Source organism: Streptococcus oralis, assembly GCF_023611505.1.
GTDB classification, from domain to species: domain Bacteria; phylum Bacillota; class Bacilli; order Lactobacillales; family Streptococcaceae; genus Streptococcus; species Streptococcus oralis_CT.
Genome location: NZ_CP097843.1, coordinates 1,054,382 through 1,080,904, shown reverse-complemented (window position 1 = coordinate 1,080,904; position 26,523 = coordinate 1,054,382). Strand labels below are relative to the sequence as shown.

Sequence of the window (26,523 nt, the reverse complement as noted above, 5' to 3'; positions counted from 1 at the left end):
GATGCTCAGAGATTTGCAAGAAACAGATGTGAATGCTATATGTGAGATTAACAAAGAGGCTTTGGGCTACTCTTTTAGTCCAGAGGACACAGCTAGTCAACTAGCTAGACTGTCTCAGGATTCCCATCATTTCCTACTTGGTTATGAGGATGCAGCTAGTCATATCTTGCTTGGATATGTCCATGCTGAAGTTTATGAATCCCTCTATTCCAAAGCAGGATTCAATATCTTAGGCTTAGCGGTTTCGCCTCAAGCTCAAGGGCAAGGTATCGGTAAAAGCTTACTGCAAGGGTTGGATCAGGAAGCAAAAAGACGTGGTTATGGGTTTATCCGCCTAAACTCTGCCGATCATCGTCTGGGTGCTCATGCATTTTATGAAAAAGTTGGTTATACTTGTGATAAAGTGCAAAAACGGTTTATTCGCATCTTTTAGTTTGGTTTTTGTAAAATAAACTAAAGGACCAGTCACACTATAAAGGAGAAGACCTATGATTTTTGACAAAGATGATTTTAAAGCATACGATGCTGATCTCTGGAATGCTATTGCCAAAGAAGAAGAACGCCAACAAAACAACATTGAGTTGATTGCTTCGGAAAACGTGGTTTCCAAGGCTGTTATGGCGGCTCAAGGGTCTATCTTGACGAACAAATATGCCGAAGGTTACCCAGGACGCCGTTATTACGGTGGTACAGATGTGGTGGACGTTGTAGAGACTCTGGCTATTGAACGCGCGAAAGAAATTTTCGGTGCAAAATTTGCCAATGTCCAACCCCACTCAGGAAGTCAAGCAAACTGTGCTGCTTACATGGCCTTGATTGAACCAGGTGATACGGTTATGGGGATGGATTTGGCTGCAGGTGGACACTTGACCCACGGAGCTCCTGTCAGCTTCTCTGGTCAAACCTACAACTTTGTTTCTTATAGTGTGGATCCTGAAACAGAACTCTTGGACTTTGATGCTATTTTGAAACAAGCCCAAGAAGTAAAACCAAAACTGATTGTAGCAGGTGCTTCAGCCTATTCACAAATTATCGACTTTTCAAAATTCCGTGAAATTGCAGACGCTGTTGGAGCTAAGCTCATGGTGGACATGGCTCATATCGCTGGTTTGGTTGCAGCTGGTCTTCACCCAAGCCCAGTGCCATATGCTCATATCACGACAACAACGACCCACAAAACCCTTCGTGGACCTCGTGGTGGTTTGATTTTGACAAATGATGAGGACCTAGCTAAGAAAATCAATTCAGCTATTTTCCCTGGTATTCAAGGCGGTCCTTTGGAACATGTTGTGGCGGCTAAGGCGGTTTCTTTCAAAGAAGTTTTAGATCCAGCCTTCAAGGAATATGCTGCTAATGTCATCAAAAACAGCAAGGCTATGGTTGAAGTCTTCTTGCAAGACCCTGATTTCCGTATCATTTCTGGCGGAACTGAAAACCACCTCTTCTTAGTTGATGTTACTAAGGTTGTTGAAAACGGAAAAGTGGCTCAAAACTTGCTGGATGAAGTCAATATTACTCTAAATAAAAACTCAATCCCTTACGAAACTTTGTCACCATTTAAAACAAGTGGGATTCGTATCGGATCTGCAGCCATCACTGCACGTGGATTTGGTGAAGAAGAAAGCCGTAAAGTAGCTGAACTCATCATTAAAACCCTTAAGAATGCAGAAAATGAAGCTGTCTTAGAAGAAGTGAGAAGCGAAGTCAAAGCGTTGACAGATGCCTTCCCATTATACGAGGACTAAAACTTTTATGGACATTTATATTAAGAAAGCCATTATCCATCAGTTCAGCCCAGATGATACCGAGTTGTTCCTAGCGGATAAGTTTCTCAATATCACGCCAAAAATCGAAGAATACCTGCGCAAAAAAATTGAACGTGTGTATTCAGATGAAGCCAAGACAGGGATTTTCGAAGAAGAAAATCCCTTCTTCAATCACATCTCAGACGATTTGTTGGAGACTTCGGTAACACTGGCTAATCTTTGGAAAGAGGAGTTTAGTATTTCAGAAAATCTCAAGACCAATGACTTGGTTTTTGTTCAGTTTTCTAAAGAAGGTGTAGAGCATTTCGCTTTCTTACGAATTGCTCTACGTGAGACTTTGACCCACCTCGGTGGAGAAGTTGATAATCCAATCAAGCTAACTCAGAATAACTTGCCTGGATTTGGAACGGGGGCTGATGAGGCCTTGGTGGTCAATCTTCAAAGTCGCAAGTACCATCTCATCGAAAAACGCATCAAGTATAATGGGACTTTTTTGAACTACTTTTCAGAAAATCTCCTAGCTGTTGCCCCTAAGATTTCGCCAAAAAAATCCATCAAGGAACTGGAAAAAACAGCCCAGAGAATTGCAGAGTCCTTTAACACAGATGATTTTCAGTTTCAATCCAAGGTCAAATCAGCGATTTTCAATAATTTAGAAGAAAGCAATGAATTGTCTCCTGAAAAATTGGCGAATGACCTTTTTGATAACAATCTAACAGCTCGTTTGAGCTTTATCGACCAAGTCAAGGAAGCCGTACCCGAACCAGTCCAGTTTGATGAAATTGATGCCAGTCGTCAGCTCAAGAAATTTGAAAACCAAAAACTTTCCTTGTCAAACGGAATTGAACTCATCGTTCCTAATAATGTATACCAAGACGCAGAATCTGTTGAGTTTATCCAAAATGACAATGGAACCTATTCTATCTTAATCAAAAATATTGAGGATATTCAAAGTAAATAATGTTTAAATTTATAAGAAGAATGCTAGTGCTAGCAGTCCTCCTTTTTGCTGGATACAAAGCCTATCACATTCGTCAGGATGTAAAGCAAGTCATGACCTATCAACCTATGGTTCGGGAAATCCTCAGTGAAAGAGATACTCCAGCCAATGAAGAGTTAGTTCTCGCTATGATTTATACCGAAACGAAAGGAAAAGAGCGGGATGTCATGCAGTCTAGTGAGTCTGCTAGTGGCGCTACCAATACCATCAATGACAACGCCTCTAGTATTCGCCAAGGGATTCAAACTCTAACCGATAACCTCTATTTAGCACAGAGCAAAGGAGTAGATGTCTGGACCGCCGTTCAAGCCTATAATTTTGGACCTGCCTATATAGACTTTATCGCTCAGAATGGTAAGGAAAATACACTAGCTCTAGCCAAGCGTTATTCCCGAGAAACAGTCGCTCCAATCCTTGGGAATACCACGGGGAAGACCTACACCTATATCACCCCTATTTCTATCTTTCATGGAGCCGAACTCTACGAAAATGGAGGAAACTATTACTACTCCAGACAGGTACGTTTTAACCTGTATATCATGAAATTCTTTAATTTCTTCTAAACATCTGGTTTTACCAGGTGTTTTTCACTATAAGCTTTCTTTAAGAATGTTTTATTACCCTAGAAAGGTAAAGGAGGGAATACCCTATGAGAAAGAAACTTTTTCTAACAAGCGCTGCAGTTTTGTGGGCAGCAACAGCTATGACGAGTGTCCACGCAGCAACCGATGTTCAAAAAGTAATCGATGAAACCTATGTACAACCTGAATATGTTCTTGGCTCTTCGCTAACTGAAGACCAAAAAAATCAAACACTTAGCAAACTTGGTTATGACGCATCGAAAGATACCAAAGATATCAAAACCATGACACCTGATATCTATTCGAAAATCATGAATGTGGCTAATGATGCTAGTTTACAGCTCTATTCGTCGGCCAAGATTCAAAAGCTGGGTGACAAATCGCCTCTAGAGGTCAAGATTGAAACGCCTGAAAATATCACCAAGGTGACGCAGGATATGTACCGTAACGCAGCTGTGACTCTTGGAGTGGAGCATGCCAAAATCACAGTTGCAGCTCCTATTCCAGTTACAGGAGAAAGCGCCCTAGCAGGGATTTACTACTCGTTAGAGGCCAATGGTGCTAAAGTACCGCAAGCCAATAAAGACTTGGCCCAAGAAGAACTAAAAGCCTTGTCCGAAATCAATGCTGAAAACAAGGACAAGTCAGGATACGATGCTAATAAGCTCAATGCGGCTATGACAGATATCAAGGCAGGAATCGCAAAGGCAAAAGAAGCAAAAGGAAATCTGACAGAAGAAGATGTCCGCAAAATCGTTGAAGATACGCTAAAAAACTACAAACTTGATCAGGTTATAACAGGAAACCAGGTCAATATCATCATCAATTTTGCCCTAAACCTCTCAAAGAGCGACATTTTGAACAATGCTGATTTCACTAAAACCCTAAATGACCTCAAGGAAAGCATCGTTTCCCAAGCTGGAGATAGTTTTAAAAATATCAACCTCAACTTTGATGCCAATAAAGCGTTAGAAGAGGGGGGCAACTTTTTTAGCTCCCTTTGGCAAGCCATTGTCAACTTCTTCAAGAGTTTTGGTGCTTAGGTCATTTCATGATATAATAGATGGTAGCAGAAATGTTGCCGTCTTTTTTTGTCGGCCGATAGAAAGTGAAGAATATGTTAAAGAAAAATGATATTGTAGAAGTTGAAATTGTTGATTTGACCCATGAAGGGGCAGGGGTCGCCAAGATAGAAGGTTTGGTTTTCTTTGTAGAAAATGCTCTACCAACTGAGAAAATCCTCATGCGTGTCCTTAAAGTCAATAAAAAGATTGGCTACGGGAAAGTTGAAGAATACCTTACACATTCTCCGCATCGTAACCAAGATCTTGACCTAGCTTATCTACGTTCAGGTATCGCTGACTTGGGGCATCTTGCCTATCCAGAGCAGCTCAAGTTCAAAACCAAGCAAGTCAAAGACAATCTCTACAAAATTGCTGGCATTAGAGATGTAGAGGTCGCTGAAACACTAGGTATGGAAAATCCAGTTAAGTATCGAAACAAGGCACAGGTGCCCGTTCGTCGAGTGAATGGTGTCTTGGAAACTGGCTTTTTCCGTAAGAATTCGCATGACCTTATGCCCCTTGAAGATTTCTTTATCCAGGATCCTGTCATTGATCAAGTCGTAGTGGCTCTACGCGATTTGCTCCGTCGTTTTGATTTGAAACCTTATGATGAAAGGGAACAGTCTGGCTTGATTCGGAATCTTGTGGTGCGTCGTGGTCACTATACAGGACAAATCATGGTTATCTTAGTGACTACACGTTCTAAAGTTTTCCGAGTGGAGCAGTTGATTGAACAAGTTATCAAGCAGTTCCCAGAGATTGTGTCTGTCATGCAGAATATCAATGACCAGAATACCAATGCGATTTTTGGTAAGGAATGGAAGACTCTTTATGGTCAAGACTATATTACGGATCAGATGTTGGGAAATGACTTCCAAATCGCTGGCCCAGCCTTTTACCAAGTCAATACTGAAATGGCGGAGAAACTCTATCAAACGGCTATCGACTTTGCAGGATTAAAAGCAGATGATGTGGTGATCGATGCTTATTCGGGTATTGGAACCATTGGTTTATCAGTCGCCAAGCATATCAAGGAAGTCTACGGTGTTGAAGTGATTCCAGAAGCAGTTGAGAATAGCCAGAAGAATGCTACATTAAATAATATCACAAATGCCCACTATGTCTGTGATACTGCTGAAAATGCAATGAAGAATTGGCTCAAGGAAGGTATTCAACCAACCGTTATATTGGTCGACCCACCACGCAAGGGCTTGATCGAGAGCTTTATCAAAGCAAGTGCTCAAACAGGAGCAGACCGCATCGCTTATATTTCATGTAATGTCGCAACCATGGCGCGTGATATCAAACTCTATCAAGAATTGGGATATGAGTTGAGGAAAGTCCAGCCGGTGGATCTGTTTCCACAGACGCATCATGTTGAGGCGGTATCACTGCTTGTACGAGCTGAGGCATCAGCGAAGTAGAAGCAGATGTTCTGCCCATGGGATAGACGTCGTAGAGTAAGGAGTTTACGACTAAACGATACGGTAACAGCGAACCGCTGAGTGCGTGGCTCTGCTCTTCCGATCTGAGACAGTCGAAAAGTAGAAGAGGATGGTATTGGTATCAATCAATGAGTAACAAAGTAACAGCATGATTCGAAACATTTGCTTGTAATTTGCGGAGGAACATCAATATGGATGGAATAACAAAAGATTCTATAAAAACGGCTAAACTAATGAAACAATTATGGCCCCAATTGACCGATAAAGAAGCTATTGATGAAGTAAAAAGATATACGAATGGCAAAAATACTGCAATCTTTACTGAAGTTGAAGGTGACACAATTGTTGGTCTAGCAGTATGTTCACTCAGATTTGATTATGTTGAAAGTTGTAAATATAGTCCTGTTGGATTCTTAGAAGGGATTATTGTCGACGAGGAATATCGTTTAAAGGATATTGCTAAAAATCTCTGTACAAAATGTGAGGAATGGGCGAAAAATAAAGGATGTAAAGAATTTGCAAGTGACTGTACTTTAACGAATACGGATTCTATAAGATTTCATCTCAATATTGGATTTCAGGAGGCAAATAGAATTATTCATTTTAAGAAAAAATTATAATTTAGAAACGTGAATAAACTTGTTTAAACTTTATGTATCTTTAGAAAGTGTGTTAACTTGAAAGAACAAATTTTTTTGATGGGTGGGAATCCCCCAATAACGAAATATACCATTGTTGATAAAATTGTATTATCAAGCAAGATTGAAAGAATTGTTATTTTTACAGTTTTTCGAGATAATTGGCAACCCTATATGAAAAAGTACACGGAAGTTTTCCAAAGTCAATTTACTAATCTAAACACTGATTACTTACTTTTGGACACTGAGCAGATTGATTTTGATAGCTATTTAGATGCTGATCTAATCATCATCGGTGGAGGAAATACGGAAAAATATATAGCTACTTATGTCAATCAGGAGTTCAAAAATTATATCGATCATATGCTTAATAAAGGGGCAAAAGTTATAGGGTTTTCTGCAGGAGCCCTATTATTAGGAGAAAAAGTCTATGTCTCACCTAATGATAATTCAGATCATCAGATAAAGATAAAAGATGGATTAGGACTCTTTAGTCAGTTTTTAATTAGTGTCCATTATGATTCATGGAATGATAAAGCAAATAAGGATAGAGCTGAAGAACTCGTTAACGTTCCCATAATTCCACTAAATGATCATTCCTGTCTTGTCTTGGATAAATTTGGGAACATTATAGAGAAAATTGACTAATTCTAATCATGCGAATTTGAATCTACGAAGCTAAAGTATTGACGAAATGAATAACGAAAAGCCTTGATTGTAAGGCTTTTTTGTGTTTTTATGATAGAATATAGGTAGTTATAATCGAGAGCAACTAAGAAGCAGTAACAAATATTACATATAAAATAATCAAAATAAGGAAGATAAAATGACAGAAATTGACAAAAAGAATTTAATAAATTATCTTTATTGTACATTTGGAATTACTTATATAGCTTGGGGGCTTCTTGCCATCTTTACTCAATCTTATATTTTGGGATTAGAAACATTTATAGGGAGAATGTTACATATAGTAGGTGCACTTGGTCCAGCTATTGCAAGTGGCTTTTATTTGAAAAGGAATAATATAAAATTTAAACATTTTGTATTCACTAAAAGAAAAAGTAGTAGTATTTATTTCATTATTCATTTGTTAGCAATTTTGATACTATTTTCTGTATCTTCCTTAGAATTAAACGGAGTATCCATTTATCTGATGCCACTATTCTTTATTCAATTAATTTTTTTTGGTGGCGGACATGAAGAATTAGGATGGAGAGGTATACTACAACCTTTACTTGATAAAAAATATACTTATTGGCAATCTAATTTGATTGTAGGATCAATTTGGGGAATTTGGCATCTGCCTTTATGGTTTATAGTTGGAGAAAGTCATCAAGGATTTCCTTTTATTTTATTTTTTATATATACATTATTTTTAAGTTTTGTTTTAGGGCTTCTTTACCGTCAAACGAAATCTGTGGGATACTGTATATTATTTCATGCGTTCGCAAATTTGTTAAATCTCTATTTTGTGTTAAAAATTAATCTTATTTTTATTATCATTTTTATTGGTTATTTGATTTATACTATATTGGCGAGTAATAGAATTAGTAAGGAAACAACATTTTAAAATTTAGATCAGGATATCCATTATTGAAAGTAACGTGTGGTCATTCTAGATAATCAATGTTAGAGACTTTTCTATTTGATGAGACATCACTGCTTGTTCAAACTGATTTAACAAGTATTTATCTAGTGAAAGCCCTACAGTAAGGAGTTTAAACATGAAATTCCATGAATTTGGTGATAAGAATTTGCCTCCTATTTTACTGATACATGGTGGTGGCAGTTCTTGGTGGAATTATCTTCGTCAAGCACGAATCTTGTCAAAAGAATACCGTATTATTCTACCAACTTTGAATGGTCATGGCGAGGAATATCAACTTGATTATGTTTCTACTGAAGATTCTGCTTTGGAGATTCTAGACTATATCAAAGCAAACTGTGGTGGGAAATTGTTTGCAATCGGTGGTGTTTCACTTGGTGGTCAAATTGCCATGGAGCTTTTGTCTTTAGACAGTGAAATTGCTGAGAAGGCCATCATAGATGGAAGCCTCTGTATTCCTCAACCAAGTTTAGCTAAAATCAGCATCTTTCTAGTGTCTCTATTTGGTAAACTGATGTTCAATAAATTCTCTTGCAAACTTCAGTTAAGCATGATGAACAAACTCTATCCTAAACTGGCTTATCCAGAGGAAATAAAAGCTTATTATTTAGAGGATTTGCCAAGGACGCCTGTCAAAACATTGGTGACCATTTACAAAACCTATATGGGATGTTACAAGCTGAAAGATATGATTTCTGCTAGCAAGGCTCAGGTTCTGTATATCTATGGTGAAAAAGAATTGAACTGTGTGAAAGAATCAGCGAAATTATTTCATCAGCTACATTCAAATACAATTTTGTATGAAGCAAAGGGCTATAATCACGGCTATTTGTCAGCTTACCTGCCTCAAGAGTGGATTGATTTGGTGGCACCATTTTTAAAGAGTGAACCATTGGAAATGTGTAATGAATCTGATATGTCACAAGGAGGAATACCCTGCTAGGAGCAATTATTGGAGACATTGTAGGTTCAGTTTACGAATGGAACAATATTAAAACGAAGGATTTTCCTTTATTTCGTGAGGATTGTTTTTTCACGGGTGATACGGTAAGTCCGAACCGCTGAGTGTGTGAGTTTGTTAGCGAAACGTAGCTAATCCTCAGAATAAAGAAACTAAAACTCCATTATTTAGAAATGAAAACCTAAACTGTTTTTAAGGAGGTATTATATTGATAGAGAGCAGACCTGAGTTTGATAAAATCGCATCGTTTGATGAGTTTAGCAAATACTATTGGTATCGGGATGAACTTTCACAGATATGCAAGTCATTAGGGCTTGAATATAGAGGTACAAAACAGGAACTCAATGATATTATTAAGCAGTACTTTAAGGGGAAATTGATTAAAAAATCAACAGTAAAAAGGAAAAAGAAACGAGTAGAAGTCGTTACCTTAGATACGCCCTTACTTGAATGTGGATTCTCCTTTAACGCACACTTTAGAGAATATTTCTCAACTTTAACAGATGTTTCGCCCTTTAAATTTACTGCCGATATGGCGACTGCTTGGAGAAAAGTAAAAAGCGACAATGATTTGAGTTTCACAATACAGGATATGCTAAAAGTTTATCATGGAAATTCAGATTATGCCAAGTATGATCATTCGGTTTGTCAATGGAACCAATTTCTAAAGGATTTCTGTGCAGACGAAAATAGTCACAATTACTCGAATAAACTAAAAGTAGCTTCCATCCTTTGGAAAGAAGTTAGAAATTCAAGTAATGAAAAAATTTATTCAAAAAATCTTTTGACTGAATATGCTGATAGAATAAACGAGTATAGGAAGTAGAAAAATCAGTCTAAACCAATAGTTTACAAGGAGGAATCTTATGCTAGGAGCAATAGTTGGAGACATTGTTGGTTCTGTTTACGAATGGGATAATATTAAAACGAAGGATTTTCCCTTGTTTAGGGATGACTGCTTTTTCACAGATGATACGGTGATGACCTGTGCTGTGGCAGAAGCAATCATGAACGGTGGACAGAAGGATGACTTTATTGATTCCATGAAGAAATATGGTAGGATGTATCCTGATGCTGGTTATGGTGCTAGGTTTGATGCATGGATTCATAGTAATGACCGCTCCCCTTATAATAGCTTTGGCAATGGATCTGCTATGCGTGTTTCTCCATGTGCTTGGGTCATGGACTGCGGTTTTTGTGCGAGAACTGGTATGACGCCATCAACTAGAGAGCTTGCACGACTTTCTGCAGAAGTCACCCATAATCATCCTGAAGGTATCAAGGGAGCCATGGCGACAACTGATGCGATCTTTCTGTGTCGTTATTACTTTGGAGGTTATTGTGGGGATTATGAGCAACCAATCAACAGCAATCCTACAGAGTGTAAAAGACGAATAAAGGAATACATCGAGAAAGAGTATGGGTATAACCTTTCTCAATCTCTAGATGACATCCGTCCTACGTACCGTTTCAATGAAACGTGTCAGGATACGGTTCCTCAGGCCATCGTTGCTTTTCTAGAAAGTACAGATTTTGAAGATGCGATTCGAAATGCGATTTCTCTTGGTGGGGACAGCGACACTCTTGCAGCAATCACAGGAAGTATCGCCGAGGCAGCTTATGGAATTCCTGAGTGGATTAAGGATAAGGCCTTAAGCTATCTAGATGAGCCTTTGAAAGAGGTGCTTAGACGGTGGGAGAAAGAAGTTTCAATATCATAACGGATACTAATTAGTCAGTATTAAACTCTGAAAAATAAGATTAAGGAAGTTGAGCAAATACTAGGGTAAAGAGTTATCACCTTTTGAGAAGAAAAGGCAGAAACAAACTTGACGAAGGTATGAGCTTGACTACTGAAAAAAAACAGCAAAGCGACGAGATTATTTGTTATCTCATCGCTTTTTGCTTTTAACTTAATGCGCAATTAATCCATTTTGCTCGATTTAGGTATTTACTCAGATTTTTGTTTATTCATTAGTAAAATGCATGTTATTACTGCTATACAAGTTAGCAGAATCAAATACCATAGATTTGCAAGTCGAAGCCCTTTATCTAACATCAAACGGTATCCCCAATAAGCCGGAAAAACATGGCCTATTACTTGAAGAAAATCAGGGAGCAAACTAATGGGAAACATAATCCCTGAAAGCATAATTGAAGGCAAAAATACAAGTTGAGCTAACATGGTTAGCTTTGCCTGGTTTTTTAAAGTAAGTCCCAGTATACTTCCAATACTCAATGATACAACAATATAGATGGTTAGCGAAAGTAAGAAAAATGGAAGTTGAGTCGGTAGACTTGCTTTAAATAAAATAGGGGCAAGTAGTAGGATCACAATGCTGGTCATTATCAAATGGACAAAAGCCGAGAGAACCATAGTTAGCAATCCTAAATAAATAGGCACTCCATTTGCATTATAAATTTTTTTAATGTCGCTTCCATAAATTTCAACTAATGAAGGGGGCAAGCCAAGAAAGGCCCCCATTGAGACACTCATGACTATCATAGATTGTATGAGCGTACTTCCCATCCCAGGCATAACGGAAGTAAAAATACCACCCATGATAAGAAAGAAAACAAACGGTACAATATAGAAAGTAACCAAGAGAGATTTGCTTCGTATATCTAATTTCCACTGTAATACTAAACTATATAGAAAACAGTTCATTCTGATTCCCTCCTTGCAATTTTGATGAAATGCTGTTCCAAGGTGCCACGATCAACCTTAATATCCAATATCCGGATTTTTTTCTGCTTGCATTCTTGCAATAATGAAATTAAGGTATCCTCAATATTAGTCGTTTCAAAAGACTTCACTCCCTCTTGAGTCTTTAAATGGATATAGTATCTTCTTCCAACCTTGTCTGTCAGTTCTGAAGGAGTGCCACAAAAGACAATCTTTCCATTGTTCAAAATAGCAATGCGGTCACATAAGGTCTCAACCTCAGCCATATCATGACTTGCCAAAATGATTGTTTTCCCTTGTGATTTGAGATTCCGTATTTGTTCGTGGAGGGATAGTCTTGCTTCAACATCAAGTCCCGCTGTCGGTTCATCGAGGAAAATAATATCGGGATTGCCGATAAGTGCAAGAGTGAGATGTAGTCTTCTTTTTTGTCCCGTGGATAATTGCAGGTATTGTAACTTCTCAATTTCTTTTATTTCCAGAGCTTTAAGCATATCATCATCAATTTTTGTATGATTCCATTTTGCAAAGAGCTTTATCGCTTCCATGGGTTTGATATGGGCAGGCAAAGAAGATGACTGCAGTTGAATTCCCATTTTGCCGTTTACAACAATAGTGCCTCCATCATATTTTCTCAGTCCTTCGATACATTCAAGTGTTGTTGTTTTCCCAGCTCCATTCACACCGAGTAAAGCGAAAATTTCTCCTTTTACGATTTGAAAATTAAGACCTTTTAAGATCTTATGACAACCGTAATTTTTATTTAGTTCACGAACTTCTATTGCGTATTTCATGGTTACACCTCCTCAAAGGGATTGGTTCCAAGTCTTGAAAAATAAACTTGCAAGGCTGGCTCTAAATAATCATTAACGATCTTTTGTTTTTCTTCCCAAGCGTTAGTGGCGGTATCAATATTACCGACTTCCATCAACTTCGGAAGCATAGTCATATCTCCATTTGTAAACTCCATAATCAAGCCCCAGTATTCTTGAACAACTTGTTGGCATTGTTCGCTATCAGCTGATACGTTTTTCTCCTGAAGTTGCACAATTTCATCACTTAGGTTATTCAACCTATTCATAAATTCAAAGTCACTTTTTTTGTCAAATCGACTCCGTATATAATCGAGTGTATCATCATCAAAGCGCTTAATTAAAGAGTATGACTCATTCTTCATCTGTAGATTAACAATAATACCAGCATACTTCTTAAAATTAACCGTTTGCATCTGTAAAACTTCTGTTTTTAACTGTTCTATTGCTTCCAAAGAATCCTTAAGTTGTTTAATATTTATACGTATGGCATCCGCCTGCTCGGTAAGAGCATTTGCGACATCATCAGGTGTTTTCAAAGAGATTAACCTTTCCTTTATATCAGTCAAAGAAAAGCCCAATGATTTCATTGATATTATCTGATGGAGCAACACTAAATCTTTATCGTTATAAAGCCTACGCCCTCCATCGCTTTCTGCTGATGGATGAAGTAATCCTTCTCTATCGTAGTATTGAAGAGTACGGACGGTAACTCCCATTTTCTTAGCTGCTTTCCCAACTGTCATATAGCCTTCCGGAATCATGACGTAAGGTCATAAACAAGGATTTTTAATAAAATTTAAACTGAAAAGCTTTTAGCATTAATGAAGAATCTCATAAAAAATATAGACTTGATGAATTGGTGAGCTTGTTTTCTATTTCAAAAGGTTATTTGGTCCGATAATAAATATCTGATATGTGAGTGGAAACGTGTTATAATTGAGGATGAGATAAGAGGAGGTAAGCTGGTGAAATTTTTAGCAATCAATCCTATTTAGTAAAAAAGAATGCTTGAATCTCTATCCTCACGTGTTAAGTATATTAGTTTGCTAAAAAACTATCATCTATCCAAATATTGGAAGGATTAATGATGTATCTATTAGAATTGTACCAAAACAATTATTCAAAGGATTTAGTCTTATTTGAGACTTTAGAAAAAGGACGGGAATTTGTAACTCAAATCCCTGGGTATACATTAGAAAACGAAGATGGTTTTGAAGTGGAATATTTTAATTCAAAAAATCTACCGGATTATATGGAGATTGTCTTTAACGGAAATATTGTCCCTTTATCTAGGTTTTCGTTTAATTCTGAGGAAAATGTGGACATTATTTGGAAAGAGGTTTCGAATCTATCCTTTAAAAACGATAAAGTGATCGAAGGAGCTACAAAAGTAGACGCGTATGTCGTTAACAACGATGAAGTGAAAGCTTATGTCGAAGCCAGAGAAGCAAACTTCCGCAAGGCAAAAGCTTTCTTAGAAAGCAAAGGGTACGAAGTCGACAGAAGCTTTTTCGGAAGTGAAGACGGTGAAGCGATTGTCTACAGAAAACGCGACACCGAAGATTGGCACTTCCTATGTCACTTAGACCCGTTGTTTGTAGAGATTGAAGATGTCGAAGGATATGTGAAAGAAGCGATGGAAGATATTCAATAGTCAACCAAAGTTCTTTGTGAGTGTATGCCACTGCTTTAGTAGACGGATTGAGCAGTAAAGAGAAACATCTAGCACTATCTAGCTTCTTAAGGATAAATATCTATCATGAAAATGGAAATCGGGAAAACCTATCTTGTAAAAAAAGATATTTTTGGTTTAACAAAAGATGAACTTTGGACCTTAGTTGACAAGGGTTATCAGGCTTATTTTGGTGAACATAATTTCGTATTTGTCAATGATGATAAAGTGAAGGTATTTGCAGTTTTGCAAGATGGTTCAGAAGAAGATATGCAAATCTACCATCATCTGGATGACTATTTTGAAGAAGTTAATCGTGAGAATTTCTAAAGAATGTGAGATGAAAGTTGTATCTGTGAGTTTTAAATTTTGCTTAGCCCCAATCTATCACTACCAAGTACAAGGAATTAATTTTGGGATAGACGTCTTTACAGTGGCTATTCCGATTATCAAAAAGATCTAGACTGAGACAAAGGTAAGGGCCCGCTGGTTAGGTCTTTTTTCTGTTTATGTAGTATAATAAAAGGTGTAGGGATTCAATTTTTTAATAGAATTATTCTAAGAACGAAAACATCTAGAAAGAGAAAAAATATGAAGCAATCACTTGAATTTTTAAGAGAAAGAATCACCGATAAGATGCCCTTAGAGGAAATGGTAGCAATCTTTGAAGACTTGTGTCGTGAGCCTATTGAGGATGAGATGATTTTATTTGAAACAGGGACATTTACAGCTATATCTGATAAGCCAATGTTTCAACTATCTTTAGTAAGGCAAGCTCCAAATGAAGATGAAGAGTTTTATCAGGTTCACCTCGATATTTTCTATGAATCATGTCAAGAGAATGAAATATTTCATGAATCAATCTGGGATGAAGATTTAGAGGAAAATATCTTTGATTACATTAGAGCTTCAGAGGTGTTTGCCTATGCTAAAGAGCAGGAATACCAAGCGATCAAAATTTATATGGACCAAACTTGAGATGGTTAGTTAAAGTAAGAAAATCTAATGACAGGAGAACAATAAATGAAAAAAATTATGGTAATCATCAATCCAACATCTGGAGGTGAAAAAGCCTTGGATTATAAGGTGAAACTGGAGAATAAAGCTAGAGACTATTTTGAAGATGTGGAAATTAAAATTACGGAGAAAGCACAAGACGCCACAAACTTTGCAGAAGAAGCTTCTCAGGAGCACTATGATGCTGTTCTTGTTTTTGGTGGAGATGGAACCGTCAATGAAGTAATTTCCGGTATCGCTGAAAAAGACTATATTCCTAAACTGGCGATTATCCCAGGGGGAACTGGAAATCTCATTACGAAACTATTAGAAATCTCTCAGGATATTGATAGTGCTATTGACGAGCTTGATTTCAGTTCTACAAACAAGATTGATATTGGAAAATCAAATGGAAATTATTTTGGTTATATCTTTAGTATTGGCTCTTTGCCAGAAGCTATCCACAACGTTGGGATAGAAGATAAAACAAAGTTTGGTATGCTCGCCTATGCGATTAATACCATGAAGTCTGTGGTTACAGATCAAGCATTTAACATTACAGTTGAGACTGATAATGGTAATTACATTGGCCCAGCCAGTCATGTTTTAGTTCTCCTCACAAATTATTTCGCTGACAAAAAAATCTTTGATGAAGACAAGGATGGTTATGCTAATATTTTGATTCTAAAAGATGCGTCAATTCTTACTAAATTGTCAGTTATCCCTGATTTATTAAAAGGGGATGTTGTCGTAAATGACAATATAGAGTATCTGAAAGCTCGACATATAAAAATCTCTTCAGATAGTGAATTGGAAACGGATGTTGATGGTGACAAATCCGATAATCTACCTGTAGAAATCAAGGTACTAGGTCAGCATATCGAAGTCTATTCTCAACCGAAAGAATAAAACTTTTGAAAAGAATAGTAGATAACAAAGGAGGAGATGATGAGGAAGATTTTAGCAATTAATTCTATTTCGTTTAAAAAAAGAATGATTGAATTACTATTTGATTATCTTTTCATTCTAGCTTATTTAGCACTTCTGTTTTTGGGTTCTATGCTTTTTTACACTATTTTTTTTAATGGTATTCCAGAGTTTACAGAAATTCAGTCGCAGTGTCTTGTATTTTTTACCTCTGTTTTGCCAATCATTCTACTTTTTACATTCTTAGATTATACAAAAAATGGGAGTTTCGGGAAGGCGAAAGCAGGACTTCAATTGGTTTACAAGAAAAAAACAGTGCAAGCTAGCTTGCTTAGAAACACCATTAAATTTTTTCCTTGGCAAATAGGTCATATGGGCACGATACATGGTTTCTATAGTGAGTTTGATTCCTTATCTATTATTCTCTCGTTTTTAGCTACTCTCCTCGCAGTTGCCCTACTTGTAATGATGGTTTTCAGGAAGGATAAGCGACATCTAGGTGACCTTATAGCACATACACAGGTACAGCTAAAAGGTGACTAAAATTAAAGATTTCATAGATATTTCACTTATTAGGGAGCGTGCTGTGTGCCAGCTTCCTTTTTAATGATTTAAAATCTACTTTATTCAGCAAAATGCTTGGACTTAAAATAAATTTGAACTATAATATAAGAGAAGCTAATCGACCTGAAAAATCTTAGTAAATAAGAAAATATTTTATGAAAGTATCTAAAAAAATCAGATTAATGAGCTGCTGTGGTTTAGCTTTCTTTACTTTAGCTGCCTGTGGTACAAACCAAAACCAATCTACGGAAAAACAGAATAGTTCAACTACTAAGGTGGTTAAGGAACCTATAGCAACCTCAATAGCAAGGAAAGTTCAGAAGAAGTTCGAAAAGCCTTGGCTGCACATTTGGATAAAGATAGTGTCGATGCATTTTTCAACCTTGTCAATGATTACAACGCGACTGTCGGTTCAGTAGGCTTAACTGGAGATTTTTCTACATTTACCAAAACAGACTATGATGTTGAAAAGATAAGCAATCTTTGGACGCCTAAAAAGGGTGATTTTGTCGGTATCAACTGTCGTATTAACAGTTATTGTTTATTAAAAAATTCTATCGAAATTCCTAAATTAGAGAAAGATGATTCTCTCTTGTTTGTCGATAATGATGCCATTGACAAAGGTAAGGTCTTTGATGCAGAAGACAAGGATGCTTTTGATATTTTATTCTCAAGAGTCAAGACCGAAGCAACGACAGATGTTAAGGTGCATGCTGCAAAGATGGAACAATTCCTTTCTCAATTCAAGTTTAATGAAAATGCTCGAATGCTGTCTGTTGTAGTTCATGATGACTTGGATGGTCAATCTCTCTTTATCGGTCATGTCGGCATACTTGTGCCAAGCGAGGACGGTTATCTCTTTGTCGAAAAGTTAACCTTTGAGGAGCCTTATCAAGCTATCAAATTTGCAACCAAGGAAGATTGCTACAAATATCTAGATACAAAATACGAAAACTATACAGGTGAAGGTCTAGCGAAGTCTTTTATTATGGATAATGATAAGTGGGTTCAACTCTAAAAATAGTATTTTGGGGATGTTTTGCCTAAAGAGTGGGATAAGAAGTTACCAACCGAATGATAGTTAAATTGATATGATTAGAGGACAGCAAGCATGGATGAATATACATTAAGAGTTGTAAAAATTGATAAGGAAGCTATTTTTGAGTTTATCTACGAAACTTTTATATCGCAAGAGCAAGAACTACTGGATCTGTCGCCGGTGGATGTTATCAATGATTGTGCTATGGATTGGGAAAAGGGAGAGTTTATCTTTGCAGCACATCTTCAGGAAAATAGTCTGGGAGAATTTAATCCTCTTCCCAATGATATTGATATCCAAAATTTGCTGGAAAAACTACCTGTTACAACAGATTCTGTTCTTGGGCAAGAGAGGATTTATAGAGATTTTTCATTCGACCAATTAAAAAAATAATATAATAGAAGTAAATAAAATACTCATAAGGAGACACAATGGATATTAAAGATTTTACAGAAAAAGAACAAGAGATGATTAAAAAGGGACTCACTTTCTCTAAGCTTAACGATAAGGAAACTGCCGATAAGATTATCGCATTAATTCCTCAAGATATGATTAAACGGATTCCATTTTTTGTTAGAAAACATGCCATTACACGTACTGTTAAGAGAATCTCGCTTGAGTATCCAGAGTTGTATGCTGTAGCTGAACAAGAAGGCCAACTTCCTGAAAAGGAAGCTCAAGAATTGCGACAAATTCTTACAGATATTTTCCAAGAGAAAATGAACAAGCATAAGATTAAATAAGTTTTGAGATTTATCAATAAGATGTTGATTGAGCATTAGGAGTTGAGTATGGCTATTGATGGCGTTAAAATCATTGACAGTGATCAAGGTTATGACATTTACAATGAGGTGGTTGGTCGCTATAGAGATGGTGAACATGTAGCAAATATCATCAAGGATATTCTCGATGCGGAAAAAGATTACTGTCAAACAGACTTTTTTACAGAAATTTATTGGACAGCTCTTGCCTACTCACTGTGGAAGATTGGTCACCTGACAGACGACATCAGAGATAAAACATTAGAGCTTATCAAAAAAGGGGCTGATCCATTTTGGTTGGAAATAGATCCAAAGGCTTTGAAGCAAAGGCAGAAGGTCTTGGAAAAACTTGCAGTTCAGTTGCAAACTGAAAATCCTAGACCTCTAAAGGTCCCTAAAACCAAAACTAAACGCAAACCTTATTTTGAAGAAGGGGATATCCTTGCTGTTAAGTTCCAAGATGAGTATGGTCTTGTCTTTGTACCTATGGTTGATCAGAGTCCTAGAAAGCTTGAGTACCATCTGGCTTGCACGCGCCTCTTACAAACAAAACGGCCCACCATCGATGATTTTTTGACCAGTCATATCTCCTGTAAGATGGACAATACAAAGTTTGCTCTCGTTACAGATTGCTGGTTCAATCACAAAGATTTAGGGCAATTATTAGATAATATTGAAAAAATTGGACAGGTGAAACTTAGACCTTTTAGTCTTTGGATGCTAGCACCAGCCCAAAATTTAGAAGATATTTATGAAGAAATCACTAGAGATATGGGCTCTTCTGGCCTTCGCATCGAAACCTATAAACTTGTCGATGATGTTTTTTCAGTTTAATGCTTATGTGATAAAGGGGAAAATGGTCAATCATTCCCACATACTGTGTTGAGCTCTAACACCATAACTATCTATGGAACCATCTGAATTGATCTTGGCTTCAATCCTGTATCTTTTCCAGAGGTCGTAATCTGCCGTTTGAATGGTTAGGATGTAGTTTGAGTCAGTCTCAGCGACATTGTAATCAGCAGGATTGACTTCAAAGATATCGATTAATTTTCTTGTTTGAAAATCTTGGAGCTTGAGATTTGCTAAACTGACATGATTGATAGAAATTCCCTGCAATTGATGGGCATCCTTAGGCGTTCTATAGTAGGTAATGACACAGTTTTTGAGTTGATCAGTATCTTTGCCAGTAGGAGTAAGGATCATAAAACCATAGGACTGATCTTCACGCTTGATTTCGAGAAGCTGGCCGTAGTAGAAATGGTCGTTTTTTGGATTGGTGATAGGACTATTTGCACCTTTATCTTCGAAGGTGAAACCTTGCTCTAAAAGCTCGGAAGCCTTGCTCTCCCCGATAATGACAGTGGTATCTTGAATGGTTACTGGAACAGGTTGAGCTGGAAGACCACTCATCATCATGCAAAACATAAAAACATAACTCGTTAAAAAGGCTGTCCCGACAAAAGCGTTGGTTGATGCATAAGCATGACTGTTATGAAAGTTTTTTCTTATAGCTAGTACAATAAATTTACCAATACTTTTTAAAACCATACTAACAAGTACGATAAAAAATTGTTTTTTCAAACATTCATAAATTGCTTGCGGAAAGCTATTGCCATGATAGTAGAAGCCAGCCAATACCAGTAGATTTACGATTAAATAGATCAGCAAGAACCAATGAATCTCTTTAAGGGCATTAGCATCTGTGATTTCTTCATAGTCAACGTGAATTCTACCTTGAATGGCATGGCCGAGTTTATAGATCCATTTTGGGACATCTTTCCCTTGTCTGACCGCAACTACAAGTCTGATATAGAGATAGATAGTAAAGGACAAGGATAGAAAGAAAAGAGCATAAAAACCCAAAACAATACTAGTGAACATTACTATTTCCCCCTATTTAACATTCAATAAAACAATTTCTTAGCTCCATTATAGCATTTTCTAGGGAAATAGAGCTAGAAAGATCCGTATAATACTAACTGATTCAAAGGAGTAAAATCATGGGAATGATTGCCAATTATCAATATTTACCAGACGATGAATTAGATCAAATAAAAGGTCTTTCCAATCAAGAAGATGACTTGTTAGATTTTGCAGAGGATTCCGCTGATAGTCATGATATCTTACTAGATATTGACAAAATGTGGGATGCCTTGGTCTTTGTCTTGACAGGATTTAGTAGTTCAGAATTTTTGGATGACAATCCCTTGAGAGAAGCGGTTTTAGGAGTGACTCCTTTAGAAGAAGTGTCTGAGTACATAGCCTATACTGAAAAAAATAAGATAGCCGAAATCATAGAAGCTCTAGAAAGTTTTGACATGCACAGAGCCTTGGAAGACTTTAGTATGGAAGCCTGCAAGAAAGCCGACTTGTATCCTGATATTTGGGATTATCTTGAGGAAGAGGAAGAAATCAAGGATGAAATTCGAATCAGTTTTGTAAATATGAAAGAGTTTTACAAAAAGATTCTGGAGCTCAATGGAAATGTCCTGGTCACTATTTGTTAGAAAGTTTATTAAACATTCCTAAAAGAATAAAACTGCTTGAGGTAATAAATGAACAAAGAAGATTTATTGGCATTATGGAAGGGGATAAGCTGGGAAAAACATGATTCGGGGATCTATTTTCTAGGGCGATATCTAAATAAAGACATAAATATTTATTTTACAGGTTACTGTGAACAGGATTTGGTCTTATTATCAGATGATTTGATGACTAGTTTATATAGAAACTTGGAACACCTTGATAAAAAAGCTCAAAAGGTTATCCATGATAATTGGCCTGATAAAGCAGTTACAGAACTGGAATTAAGGGAGTTAATCTTGGATAAAAGTAGTTCTTATGGCGAATTTGCTCTAGGTTATGATGCCGGTGTCTCTCCAGCTGTATTCCTTTATCTTTTAGTGAAATTCGACAAATATTTTCAAGTTGATAGAGAGCTTGTGTATGAAATTTACTAACTGTCTGACAATAAGAGGTTAAGATCAGGTGATGAAATGAAAGATTTATATAAAGCAATGTTAGGCTTAAATGGTATTGTCCTTGTTACCATTTGTTAATCAGAATTTATCCATGTAAGAAAAGGTAGTCAGATGAATCCATATTTACAAGAATATATCACCCGGACAAGGGAATACCATGCTAAAGATGGAAAGCCTTCAAGTGTTGCGGCACTCTATGATTTGGCTGATGAATTAGCTAAGTCTGATGATTTAGAAGCTAAAAAAGTCTTAGTTGACCTCTATGAACAATTGGGTCTCTACACTAGTGCCTATAGCTTATTTACCGAAATCTTAGATAAACCAGATCGAAAACAGAAAAAGAAACTGAGCCGTTTACAAGAAATGAATCAGAGTCATGGTGATCGTTATGCCCTTCCTCGTCCCCTAAGAAAAGAAGATAAAAAGCAGAGTCAGGAGTTATTACAGTCTTTGCCACATTTTCTCTATCATCCAGATCCCTTAGCTACAGGTTCATTTGTTGAAGGAGAAGCCAAGCTTTGTCCATCTTGTGGGAAAGAAAGCAATATTTATTATGACTTGATCCCTTATTGTATTGACAACATAGAGAACCTTTGTCCATTTTGTATTGCAAATGGTCAAGCAGCTAAAAAATTCGATGCAGAATTTATCCAAGATGCCGAGTGGCAGGGTGAATTGGATCCAGAAAAGAATCAGCTGCTTTTTTGTCAGACCCCAGGCTACTCTAGTTGGCAGGGAGAATATTGGCTTTCTTGTTGCCAAGATTATTGTGCTTACTTGGGTACAGTTGGAACTCGAGAATTGAAGGATATGGGAATCGCTGAGCAAGTTTTGGCAGACTATGAAGCGCGTGAAGAATATCAAGAGGTAGAAGACTACTTGGTCAAAGACGGGCCTATCTGTGGTTATTTGTTTAGATGTCTACATTGTCAAAAATACCATATCTGGGTTGATGCAGATTAAATCGAAATGTGATTAGCTATGAAAATTAAAGAGAAGACTATGGAAGAACTAGAATTATTCGAAGCTGCCTCCAAAGATTTATTTGATACTATGCAGGGATTTAAAGACAATCTATCTGTTCAATTTCCCCTATTAGATAGTGATAACTGGCAGTATGATAAGGGATCCATAAAAGTTTGTAAGGCTGATGAGTCAGGATTCAAAAAAAGATGTAGAGTCGGAATCAGCTACAATTTGAAAGTCCCCCTATTAAACGAAGATGCCGAGCAAATCTGGCTACTGTTTAAAGACTGGTTCAATACTAGCAGATTGAGTCAAGTTGAAAGAAATCTTAATAATGAGGATTTGGGAAGATATGTCTTCTCAGCAAGTTCCCCTCTAGGTGATCAGGTAGATTGTTCCATTTATTTGCCTAATGAGTGGAATATCCCTCAGATTAGCTTTTCAGGCTATCTAACAGCTCGTTATAGGGCTTGTGATCTTGATAAATAGCAAAAATAAGATGGAGGTTTTTAGAGATGAAAAAGATTAATTGGGACAAGATAAAGACTCGCTTAGATGCCTTGCTTGTCATTGATGAGTTTCTAACAGATCCGAGTGAGGATTGGCTCAGACTTGTGATTAAGACTGAGGAAGACTATGGACTCCGCTACCTTATTGACAATGGCTCTGGTGATTCTTTAGATGTGATTTTGACTGATAAAATGATCCTTATAAAAGGCTTTGATCATGAAAGCAGTTTAAGCCAGTTTGCTGCTGACGAGTGGAATCAAGATATCATCGATGGTTTTTATAATGGACTGGATGAAAAGTATGTCTCACTTTATTCAGAAGAACAAAAAGATGAAACAACCTTCTTTATCTGGTATGACGGTCACGCGCATCAACACACTTACCAAGATCAGGATGGCGGAGAATGGTTGCTCTCTTACCTTTTTGATAGCTTTGAGAGATTTCATGAGTTTGTGACTGACTATTATGAAATTACCGTAGATAAAGATTTACTTAGGAAACTCTACATGGATGGACAACTTTCAGACATAGAAGTAAAGCAATTAATCCAGGAAAGTTAAGAGAGTAATCATGAGAGTGAACTATAAAAATACCCCTGAAAACTATCGAGCCATGGCGGAAATAATCATCCCACCCTTGCTTAATTTACTCAAAAGTTTAACCTTGTTAGAAGAGGAAATTTTTGAGCGTAACAGAGCACTGGATAAGGAAAAAGAAGCCCTTAGCATCCCAGCCAATCAAGTTCATCCCAAGTGGAATGATCTTATGGATGACTATTTTCATAGACAAATCCAACTTATGACTGGACAAGTGACTCGAAAATGCTTGGAAGGAGGAGTTCGAAATTCTTATGGCTCCCCAAGTGAGTATAACTATGTTCAAACGAATGATTTTTCTGTAGATTTTATCATGACAAAAGCTGAAGAAGCAAGAGTCATCACCCATTATCAAGAAGCTTTAGAAATGAAGCATCAGTTTGTACTTAGATTGGTGGATGGAAATTGGCTACTTGATGAGAAATTCTACGGTTTTGAGGATGAGGAAACTTGGTATGACGACTCACTTTAAGCAAGATAGCTTTGCTTCCCAACTGATATGAGAAAAAGGAGAAGTCCTATGAAATTTTTAAAAAATCTATTTGCTAGGAAGAAAGAAAAGTCAGAGAAGAAAAAACAACTGATCTTGTCCATGCCGCTCTTCAAAGGCAAGCAGGCCTATTCTTTAGACCAGGTCGTTCAGGAATTGAAATCTCACTGGGCGCTTGAAATTTCTGAAGTTTCTGGGGATGATTCTAGTGCAACCTTTGTGATTGATGGTGCTCTCGTTGCGCTGGCTTTAATGGATTTGCCTATCCCAAGTCAAGAATTTGAAGAATTGTATGCCTATTCTTACCTCTGGCAGGATGTTGAGAAGGAAACACAAGAGCACACACAACACGCCATTGTTTCTATCCTGTCTGACAATCTTTCGCCAGTAGAAACTTATTCCCTATTAACTAAAGTCAATGCCTCTATCTTAAAAACTAGTCAATCAGCTATTGGTATTTATCAGGGTTCTACCACCTTGCTCTTACCCAAAGATCTTTATCTAGACCTGACTGACCTTTTGAAAGAAGAAATGCTTCCACTTCAACTCTGGATTTATATAGGAATTATCAACCAGGGAGATAAAACTAGTATTTACACTTATGGTTTGAAAGAGTTTGGAAGAACTGAGATTGAAATTATCGAGTCTCCTATGAATAGCGATGATTTATATTATTTCCTCCTGTCTATTCTTCAGTATGTTTTAGGCAGTGACGTCACCTTAAAGGACGGTGAAACCATTGGCTTTTCAGAAGATCAAAAAATCAAAATCACTGAGTCAAAAGCCGTCTATTTGGAAGGAAATTCCTTGAAATTAGATGTTTAAACCATGATTTATAATTGAGTGTCTTTCCTAGATTGGGGGTTTTATGAAGCGTGATATAAAAAAATATTATCTCTACCGATTTCTGGACCATAGATTTGAAAAACTCTCTTGTAAGAATCCAAGTCTCAAGGAAATAAAACCAGAGAAGAGAGAAAAAATCGTTCTAGAGGCTACTCGAACTAGTCAAAAGATTATTCTAGTCCTTGGAATTCTTTATGTTTTGCTATATTCTGCTATGTTCATTTACCTAAGGCTCAATAATTTTCAAAATCCCTTATTGACTTGGTTTACTGACTACATCGACTATTTAGGGGCACTGATAAACGGAGAATGGGGCAGTAGTTGGCGTCAAAAGAAAGCTAGTTTTTTGATGATTGCTCTAGTGGCTTTACCCATTGTGCTGATAGAAGGCGGCCCCTTCTTCTTGCTGGTTTTATTGATTGGGAATTGGGTACTAAAGAGTAAGATAAGATTTGAGAGAGAACATAAAGGAGTAGAGAGCCATGGGTAGAACAGTGATTATAGGTACTTTAATTGCTTTTGCAATCTTTAATCTGCTGCTAGGTCTGGGCTTTTATCTCTTTCTAAAAAAGAGGAAAGAGAATGGACAGTCATTGTACGAAACTCCTGTAAATCAACAAACTCGAACAGAAAAACTGGGTCTAGGCGAGATTTTGGTCTACCTGACACTGATTGCCATCGCAGGGATCTTTGCCTTTCAGACCTTAAATAGAGGCGGTGTTGGGAATTCTATTTTAGCCAAAATGATCCTCCTACCTGCTCTAATGGCCCTTTTCAATGCAAGAAAACGAACTGGGAAGTCTATGCTCGCCCTCCTTATAACCTTCCTTGTCTTTCTATTAGGAGTCATGTTTAATCTCACGATTGGTTTGCCACCTCAAGCACCGATTTTACAAATTAATGAAAGTAAAATCATTTTAGCTGAAACTAAATCCAGTGAGCTGATGGACGCTGGATTTGACATCTATGTAAGACAGGGCGATGGTGGTAGCGACTATGAAGACCTCCTGACAAGTAACAGTTTCCAAAAGTATCCTGGAGATAAAACAGTTACCATCGAAAAAGGTTTCAGGCTTGATAGCAATGCTGTTCCTTACGCTCCCTATCTCCTAGCAAAAGATGGCATAGTACTGGGCAGTATTTCCTTTTACGGTGCTGAGGACCATGATGTGGCTATAGAAGATTCTAAGGTTATTCAGGTTCGATTTAACAAGGACAGTATTGAGGCAGCAAAAAAACATTCTATTACTTTCAAATTAAATGAACTTGACTTGACTACTAGACTAGATGTTCCACTTGTTCAAGAAACTTTCAAGAAGCATCTATGGTCAATTCCACCATCAAATACAAGTGATGTCACTCAACTATGGTATGGATTAAAGTGGTCCAGCAACAGTGATTCGCTATTTTGGAATGAGTACTATGGTCTCATCCGCCTAGATGAAAATTATATGATGACTGATTTTGAACTAGCTGTTCAAGTAGCACGAGATAAGTAGATAAGATTTTGAATAACTGACTATACTTACGATTCAACAAAGGAACTAATCGATTTAGTTCCTGTTTTTGTATTTTGATTTCAATTTAAAACGATTCCTTTTTATCGTTAA

34 protein-coding genes and 1 pseudogene are annotated in these 26,523 nt (G+C 37.1%); 31 read left to right on the top strand and 4 right to left on the bottom strand.

Features of this window, described 5'->3' with window-relative positions; genetic code table 11:
* Position 1 precedes the first annotated feature (1 nt).
* The 13 genes from M9H69_RS05595 to M9H69_RS05535 all read left to right on the top strand — a co-directional run bounded on the left by M9H69_RS05595 (position 2) and on the right by M9H69_RS05535 (position 10,782).
* Positions 2 to 433, top strand: coding sequence for a GNAT family N-acetyltransferase (locus M9H69_RS05595; RefSeq protein ID WP_250315025.1), 432 nt, complete (start codon positions 2 to 4; stop codon positions 431 to 433).
* A 55-nt stretch (positions 434 to 488) separates the two neighbouring features.
* Positions 489 to 1,745: a serine hydroxymethyltransferase gene (gene glyA / locus M9H69_RS05590; protein WP_000575498.1), complete on the top strand. Its 1,257-nt coding sequence runs from the start codon at positions 489 to 491 to the stop codon at positions 1,743 to 1,745.
* A gap of 7 nt (positions 1,746 to 1,752) precedes the next feature.
* Positions 1,753 to 2,727, top strand: coding sequence for a nucleoid-associated protein (locus M9H69_RS05585; RefSeq protein ID WP_250315024.1), 975 nt, complete (start codon positions 1,753 to 1,755; stop codon positions 2,725 to 2,727).
* Positions 2,727 to 3,329, top strand: a complete 603-nt coding sequence (locus M9H69_RS05580; RefSeq protein ID WP_250315023.1) for a lysozyme family protein — start codon at positions 2,727 to 2,729, stop codon at positions 3,327 to 3,329. The genes M9H69_RS05585 and M9H69_RS05580 overlap by 1 nt, the downstream gene beginning before the upstream one ends.
* An 86-nt stretch (positions 3,330 to 3,415) precedes the next feature.
* A complete protein-coding gene (locus tag M9H69_RS05575) occupies positions 3,416 to 4,390 on the top strand; it encodes a DUF1002 domain-containing protein (protein ID WP_250315022.1) in 975 nt (324 codons plus the stop codon).
* A gap of 74 nt (positions 4,391 to 4,464) precedes the next feature.
* Positions 4,465 to 5,835: a 23S rRNA (uracil(1939)-C(5))-methyltransferase RlmD gene (rlmD, locus tag M9H69_RS05570; RefSeq protein WP_250315021.1), complete on the top strand. Its 1,371-nt coding sequence runs from the start codon at positions 4,465 to 4,467 to the stop codon at positions 5,833 to 5,835.
* Positions 5,836 to 6,047: 212 nt separating this feature from the next.
* Positions 6,048 to 6,476, top strand: coding sequence for an aminoglycoside 6'-N-acetyltransferase (aac(6'), locus tag M9H69_RS05565; protein WP_250315020.1), 429 nt, complete (start codon positions 6,048 to 6,050; stop codon positions 6,474 to 6,476).
* 57 nt (positions 6,477 to 6,533) lie between these two features.
* Positions 6,534 to 7,142 carry a Type 1 glutamine amidotransferase-like domain-containing protein gene (locus M9H69_RS05560; protein ID WP_250315019.1) on the top strand — a complete coding sequence of 203 codons (609 nt, stop codon included), beginning with the start codon at positions 6,534 to 6,536 and terminating at the stop codon, positions 7,140 to 7,142.
* Positions 7,143 to 7,320: 178 nt separating this feature from the next.
* Positions 7,321 to 8,064: a CPBP family intramembrane glutamic endopeptidase gene (locus M9H69_RS05555; protein ID WP_250315018.1), complete on the top strand. Its 744-nt coding sequence runs from the start codon at positions 7,321 to 7,323 to the stop codon at positions 8,062 to 8,064.
* Positions 8,065 to 8,218: 154 nt separating this feature from the next.
* Positions 8,219 to 9,043, top strand: coding sequence for an alpha/beta fold hydrolase (locus M9H69_RS05550; protein ID WP_250315017.1), 825 nt, complete (start codon positions 8,219 to 8,221; stop codon positions 9,041 to 9,043).
* Positions 9,037 to 9,165, top strand: a complete 129-nt coding sequence (locus M9H69_RS05545) for an ADP-ribosylglycohydrolase (RefSeq protein WP_268718737.1) — start codon at positions 9,037 to 9,039, stop codon at positions 9,163 to 9,165. Before M9H69_RS05550 ends, M9H69_RS05545 begins: the two co-directional genes overlap by 7 nt.
* A gap of 104 nt (positions 9,166 to 9,269) precedes the next feature.
* Complete coding sequence (locus tag M9H69_RS05540; protein ID WP_000573118.1) at positions 9,270 to 9,887, top strand: SAP domain-containing protein; 618 nt, start codon at positions 9,270 to 9,272, stop codon at positions 9,885 to 9,887.
* A gap of 40 nt (positions 9,888 to 9,927) precedes the next feature.
* Complete coding sequence (locus M9H69_RS05535) at positions 9,928 to 10,782, top strand: ADP-ribosylglycohydrolase family protein (RefSeq protein ID WP_250315016.1); 855 nt, start codon at positions 9,928 to 9,930, stop codon at positions 10,780 to 10,782.
* Between the two features lie 230 nt (positions 10,783 to 11,012).
* Here M9H69_RS05535 and M9H69_RS05530 read toward each other — a convergent pair whose 3' ends face one another.
* Genes M9H69_RS05530 through M9H69_RS05520 form a run of 3 tightly spaced genes read right to left on the bottom strand, consistent with a single transcriptional unit; the run spans position 11,013 to position 13,305 of the window.
* The gene (locus M9H69_RS05530; RefSeq protein ID WP_250315015.1) at positions 11,013 to 11,729 is read right to left on the bottom strand and encodes an ABC transporter permease; all 717 of its coding nucleotides are present in this window, start codon (positions 11,727 to 11,729) and stop codon (positions 11,013 to 11,015) included.
* Positions 11,726 to 12,541 carry an ABC transporter ATP-binding protein gene (locus M9H69_RS05525; protein WP_250315014.1) on the bottom strand — a complete coding sequence of 272 codons (816 nt, stop codon included), beginning with the start codon at positions 12,539 to 12,541 and terminating at the stop codon, positions 11,726 to 11,728. Before M9H69_RS05525 ends, M9H69_RS05530 begins: the two co-directional genes overlap by 4 nt.
* 2 nt (positions 12,542 to 12,543) lie before the next feature.
* Positions 12,544 to 13,305, bottom strand: coding sequence for a MerR family transcriptional regulator (locus M9H69_RS05520; RefSeq protein ID WP_250315013.1), 762 nt, complete (start codon positions 13,303 to 13,305; stop codon positions 12,544 to 12,546).
* Positions 13,306 to 13,649: 344 nt separating this feature from the next.
* Between M9H69_RS05520 and M9H69_RS05515 the strand changes: the two genes are divergently transcribed.
* The 9 genes and pseudogenes from M9H69_RS05515 to M9H69_RS05475 all read left to right on the top strand — a co-directional run bounded on the left by M9H69_RS05515 (position 13,650) and on the right by M9H69_RS05475 (position 19,355).
* A complete protein-coding gene (locus M9H69_RS05515; protein ID WP_250316173.1) occupies positions 13,650 to 14,216 on the top strand; it encodes a hypothetical protein in 567 nt (188 codons plus the stop codon).
* Positions 14,217 to 14,321: 105 nt separating this feature from the next.
* Positions 14,322 to 14,564, top strand: coding sequence for a phosphohydrolase (locus M9H69_RS05510; RefSeq protein ID WP_250315012.1), 243 nt, complete (start codon positions 14,322 to 14,324; stop codon positions 14,562 to 14,564).
* 261 nt (positions 14,565 to 14,825) lie between these two features.
* On the top strand, positions 14,826 to 15,212 hold the full coding sequence (locus M9H69_RS05505) for a hypothetical protein (RefSeq protein ID WP_000814116.1): 387 nt from the start codon (positions 14,826 to 14,828) through the stop codon (positions 15,210 to 15,212).
* A gap of 45 nt (positions 15,213 to 15,257) precedes the next feature.
* Positions 15,258 to 16,139, top strand: a complete 882-nt coding sequence (locus M9H69_RS05500; protein WP_084940716.1) for a diacylglycerol/lipid kinase family protein — start codon at positions 15,258 to 15,260, stop codon at positions 16,137 to 16,139.
* Between the two features lie 39 nt (positions 16,140 to 16,178).
* Positions 16,179 to 16,700, top strand: a complete 522-nt coding sequence (locus M9H69_RS05495) for an RDD family protein (protein WP_009730133.1) — start codon at positions 16,179 to 16,181, stop codon at positions 16,698 to 16,700.
* Between the two features lie 176 nt (positions 16,701 to 16,876).
* Positions 16,877 to 17,739 (top strand): annotated as a pseudogene (locus M9H69_RS05490) (DUF4300 family protein).
* Between the two features lie 93 nt (positions 17,740 to 17,832).
* The gene (locus M9H69_RS05485; RefSeq protein WP_061598402.1) at positions 17,833 to 18,153 is read left to right on the top strand and encodes a hypothetical protein; all 321 of its coding nucleotides are present in this window, start codon (positions 17,833 to 17,835) and stop codon (positions 18,151 to 18,153) included.
* 38 nt (positions 18,154 to 18,191) lie between these two features.
* Positions 18,192 to 18,503, top strand: a complete 312-nt coding sequence (locus tag M9H69_RS05480; protein WP_000351658.1) for a hypothetical protein — start codon at positions 18,192 to 18,194, stop codon at positions 18,501 to 18,503.
* A gap of 48 nt (positions 18,504 to 18,551) precedes the next feature.
* Positions 18,552 to 19,355, top strand: a complete 804-nt coding sequence (locus M9H69_RS05475) for a hypothetical protein (RefSeq protein WP_250315011.1) — start codon at positions 18,552 to 18,554, stop codon at positions 19,353 to 19,355.
* 30 nt (positions 19,356 to 19,385) lie between these two features.
* Here M9H69_RS05475 and M9H69_RS05470 read toward each other — a convergent pair whose 3' ends face one another.
* Complete coding sequence (locus tag M9H69_RS05470) at positions 19,386 to 20,405, bottom strand: hypothetical protein (RefSeq protein ID WP_250315010.1); 1,020 nt, start codon at positions 20,403 to 20,405, stop codon at positions 19,386 to 19,388.
* A gap of 119 nt (positions 20,406 to 20,524) precedes the next feature.
* Between M9H69_RS05470 and M9H69_RS05465 the strand changes: the two genes are divergently transcribed.
* The 9 genes from M9H69_RS05465 (at position 20,525) to M9H69_RS05425 (ending at position 26,412) form a co-directional block, all read left to right on the top strand.
* Positions 20,525 to 21,031, top strand: a complete 507-nt coding sequence (locus M9H69_RS05465; RefSeq protein WP_000525326.1) for a YfbM family protein — start codon at positions 20,525 to 20,527, stop codon at positions 21,029 to 21,031.
* Between the two features lie 48 nt (positions 21,032 to 21,079).
* A complete protein-coding gene (locus M9H69_RS05460; RefSeq protein WP_250315009.1) occupies positions 21,080 to 21,484 on the top strand; it encodes a hypothetical protein in 405 nt (134 codons plus the stop codon).
* A 132-nt stretch (positions 21,485 to 21,616) separates the two neighbouring features.
* On the top strand, positions 21,617 to 22,468 hold the full coding sequence (locus tag M9H69_RS05455; RefSeq protein WP_001070496.1) for a CbrC family protein: 852 nt from the start codon (positions 21,617 to 21,619) through the stop codon (positions 22,466 to 22,468).
* Positions 22,469 to 22,486: 18 nt separating this feature from the next.
* Positions 22,487 to 22,960, top strand: a complete 474-nt coding sequence (locus M9H69_RS05450) for a hypothetical protein (protein ID WP_193431810.1) — start codon at positions 22,487 to 22,489, stop codon at positions 22,958 to 22,960.
* Positions 22,961 to 22,986: 26 nt separating this feature from the next.
* A complete protein-coding gene (locus M9H69_RS05445) occupies positions 22,987 to 23,541 on the top strand; it encodes a hypothetical protein (protein WP_084851186.1) in 555 nt (184 codons plus the stop codon).
* Between the two features lie 10 nt (positions 23,542 to 23,551).
* Entirely contained in the window at positions 23,552 to 24,049 is a 498-nt protein-coding gene (locus M9H69_RS05440) for a hypothetical protein (RefSeq protein ID WP_001265715.1), read from the top strand.
* A 48-nt stretch (positions 24,050 to 24,097) separates the two neighbouring features.
* The gene (locus M9H69_RS05435; protein ID WP_250315008.1) at positions 24,098 to 24,892 is read left to right on the top strand and encodes a DUF4261 domain-containing protein; all 795 of its coding nucleotides are present in this window, start codon (positions 24,098 to 24,100) and stop codon (positions 24,890 to 24,892) included.
* 43 nt (positions 24,893 to 24,935) lie between these two features.
* Positions 24,936 to 25,403, top strand: a complete 468-nt coding sequence (locus M9H69_RS05430) for a hypothetical protein (protein WP_250315007.1) — start codon at positions 24,936 to 24,938, stop codon at positions 25,401 to 25,403.
* A complete protein-coding gene (locus M9H69_RS05425) occupies positions 25,396 to 26,412 on the top strand; it encodes a hypothetical protein (RefSeq protein WP_250315006.1) in 1,017 nt (338 codons plus the stop codon). Before M9H69_RS05430 ends, M9H69_RS05425 begins: the two co-directional genes overlap by 8 nt.
* Positions 26,413 to 26,523: the final 111 nt, after the last annotated feature.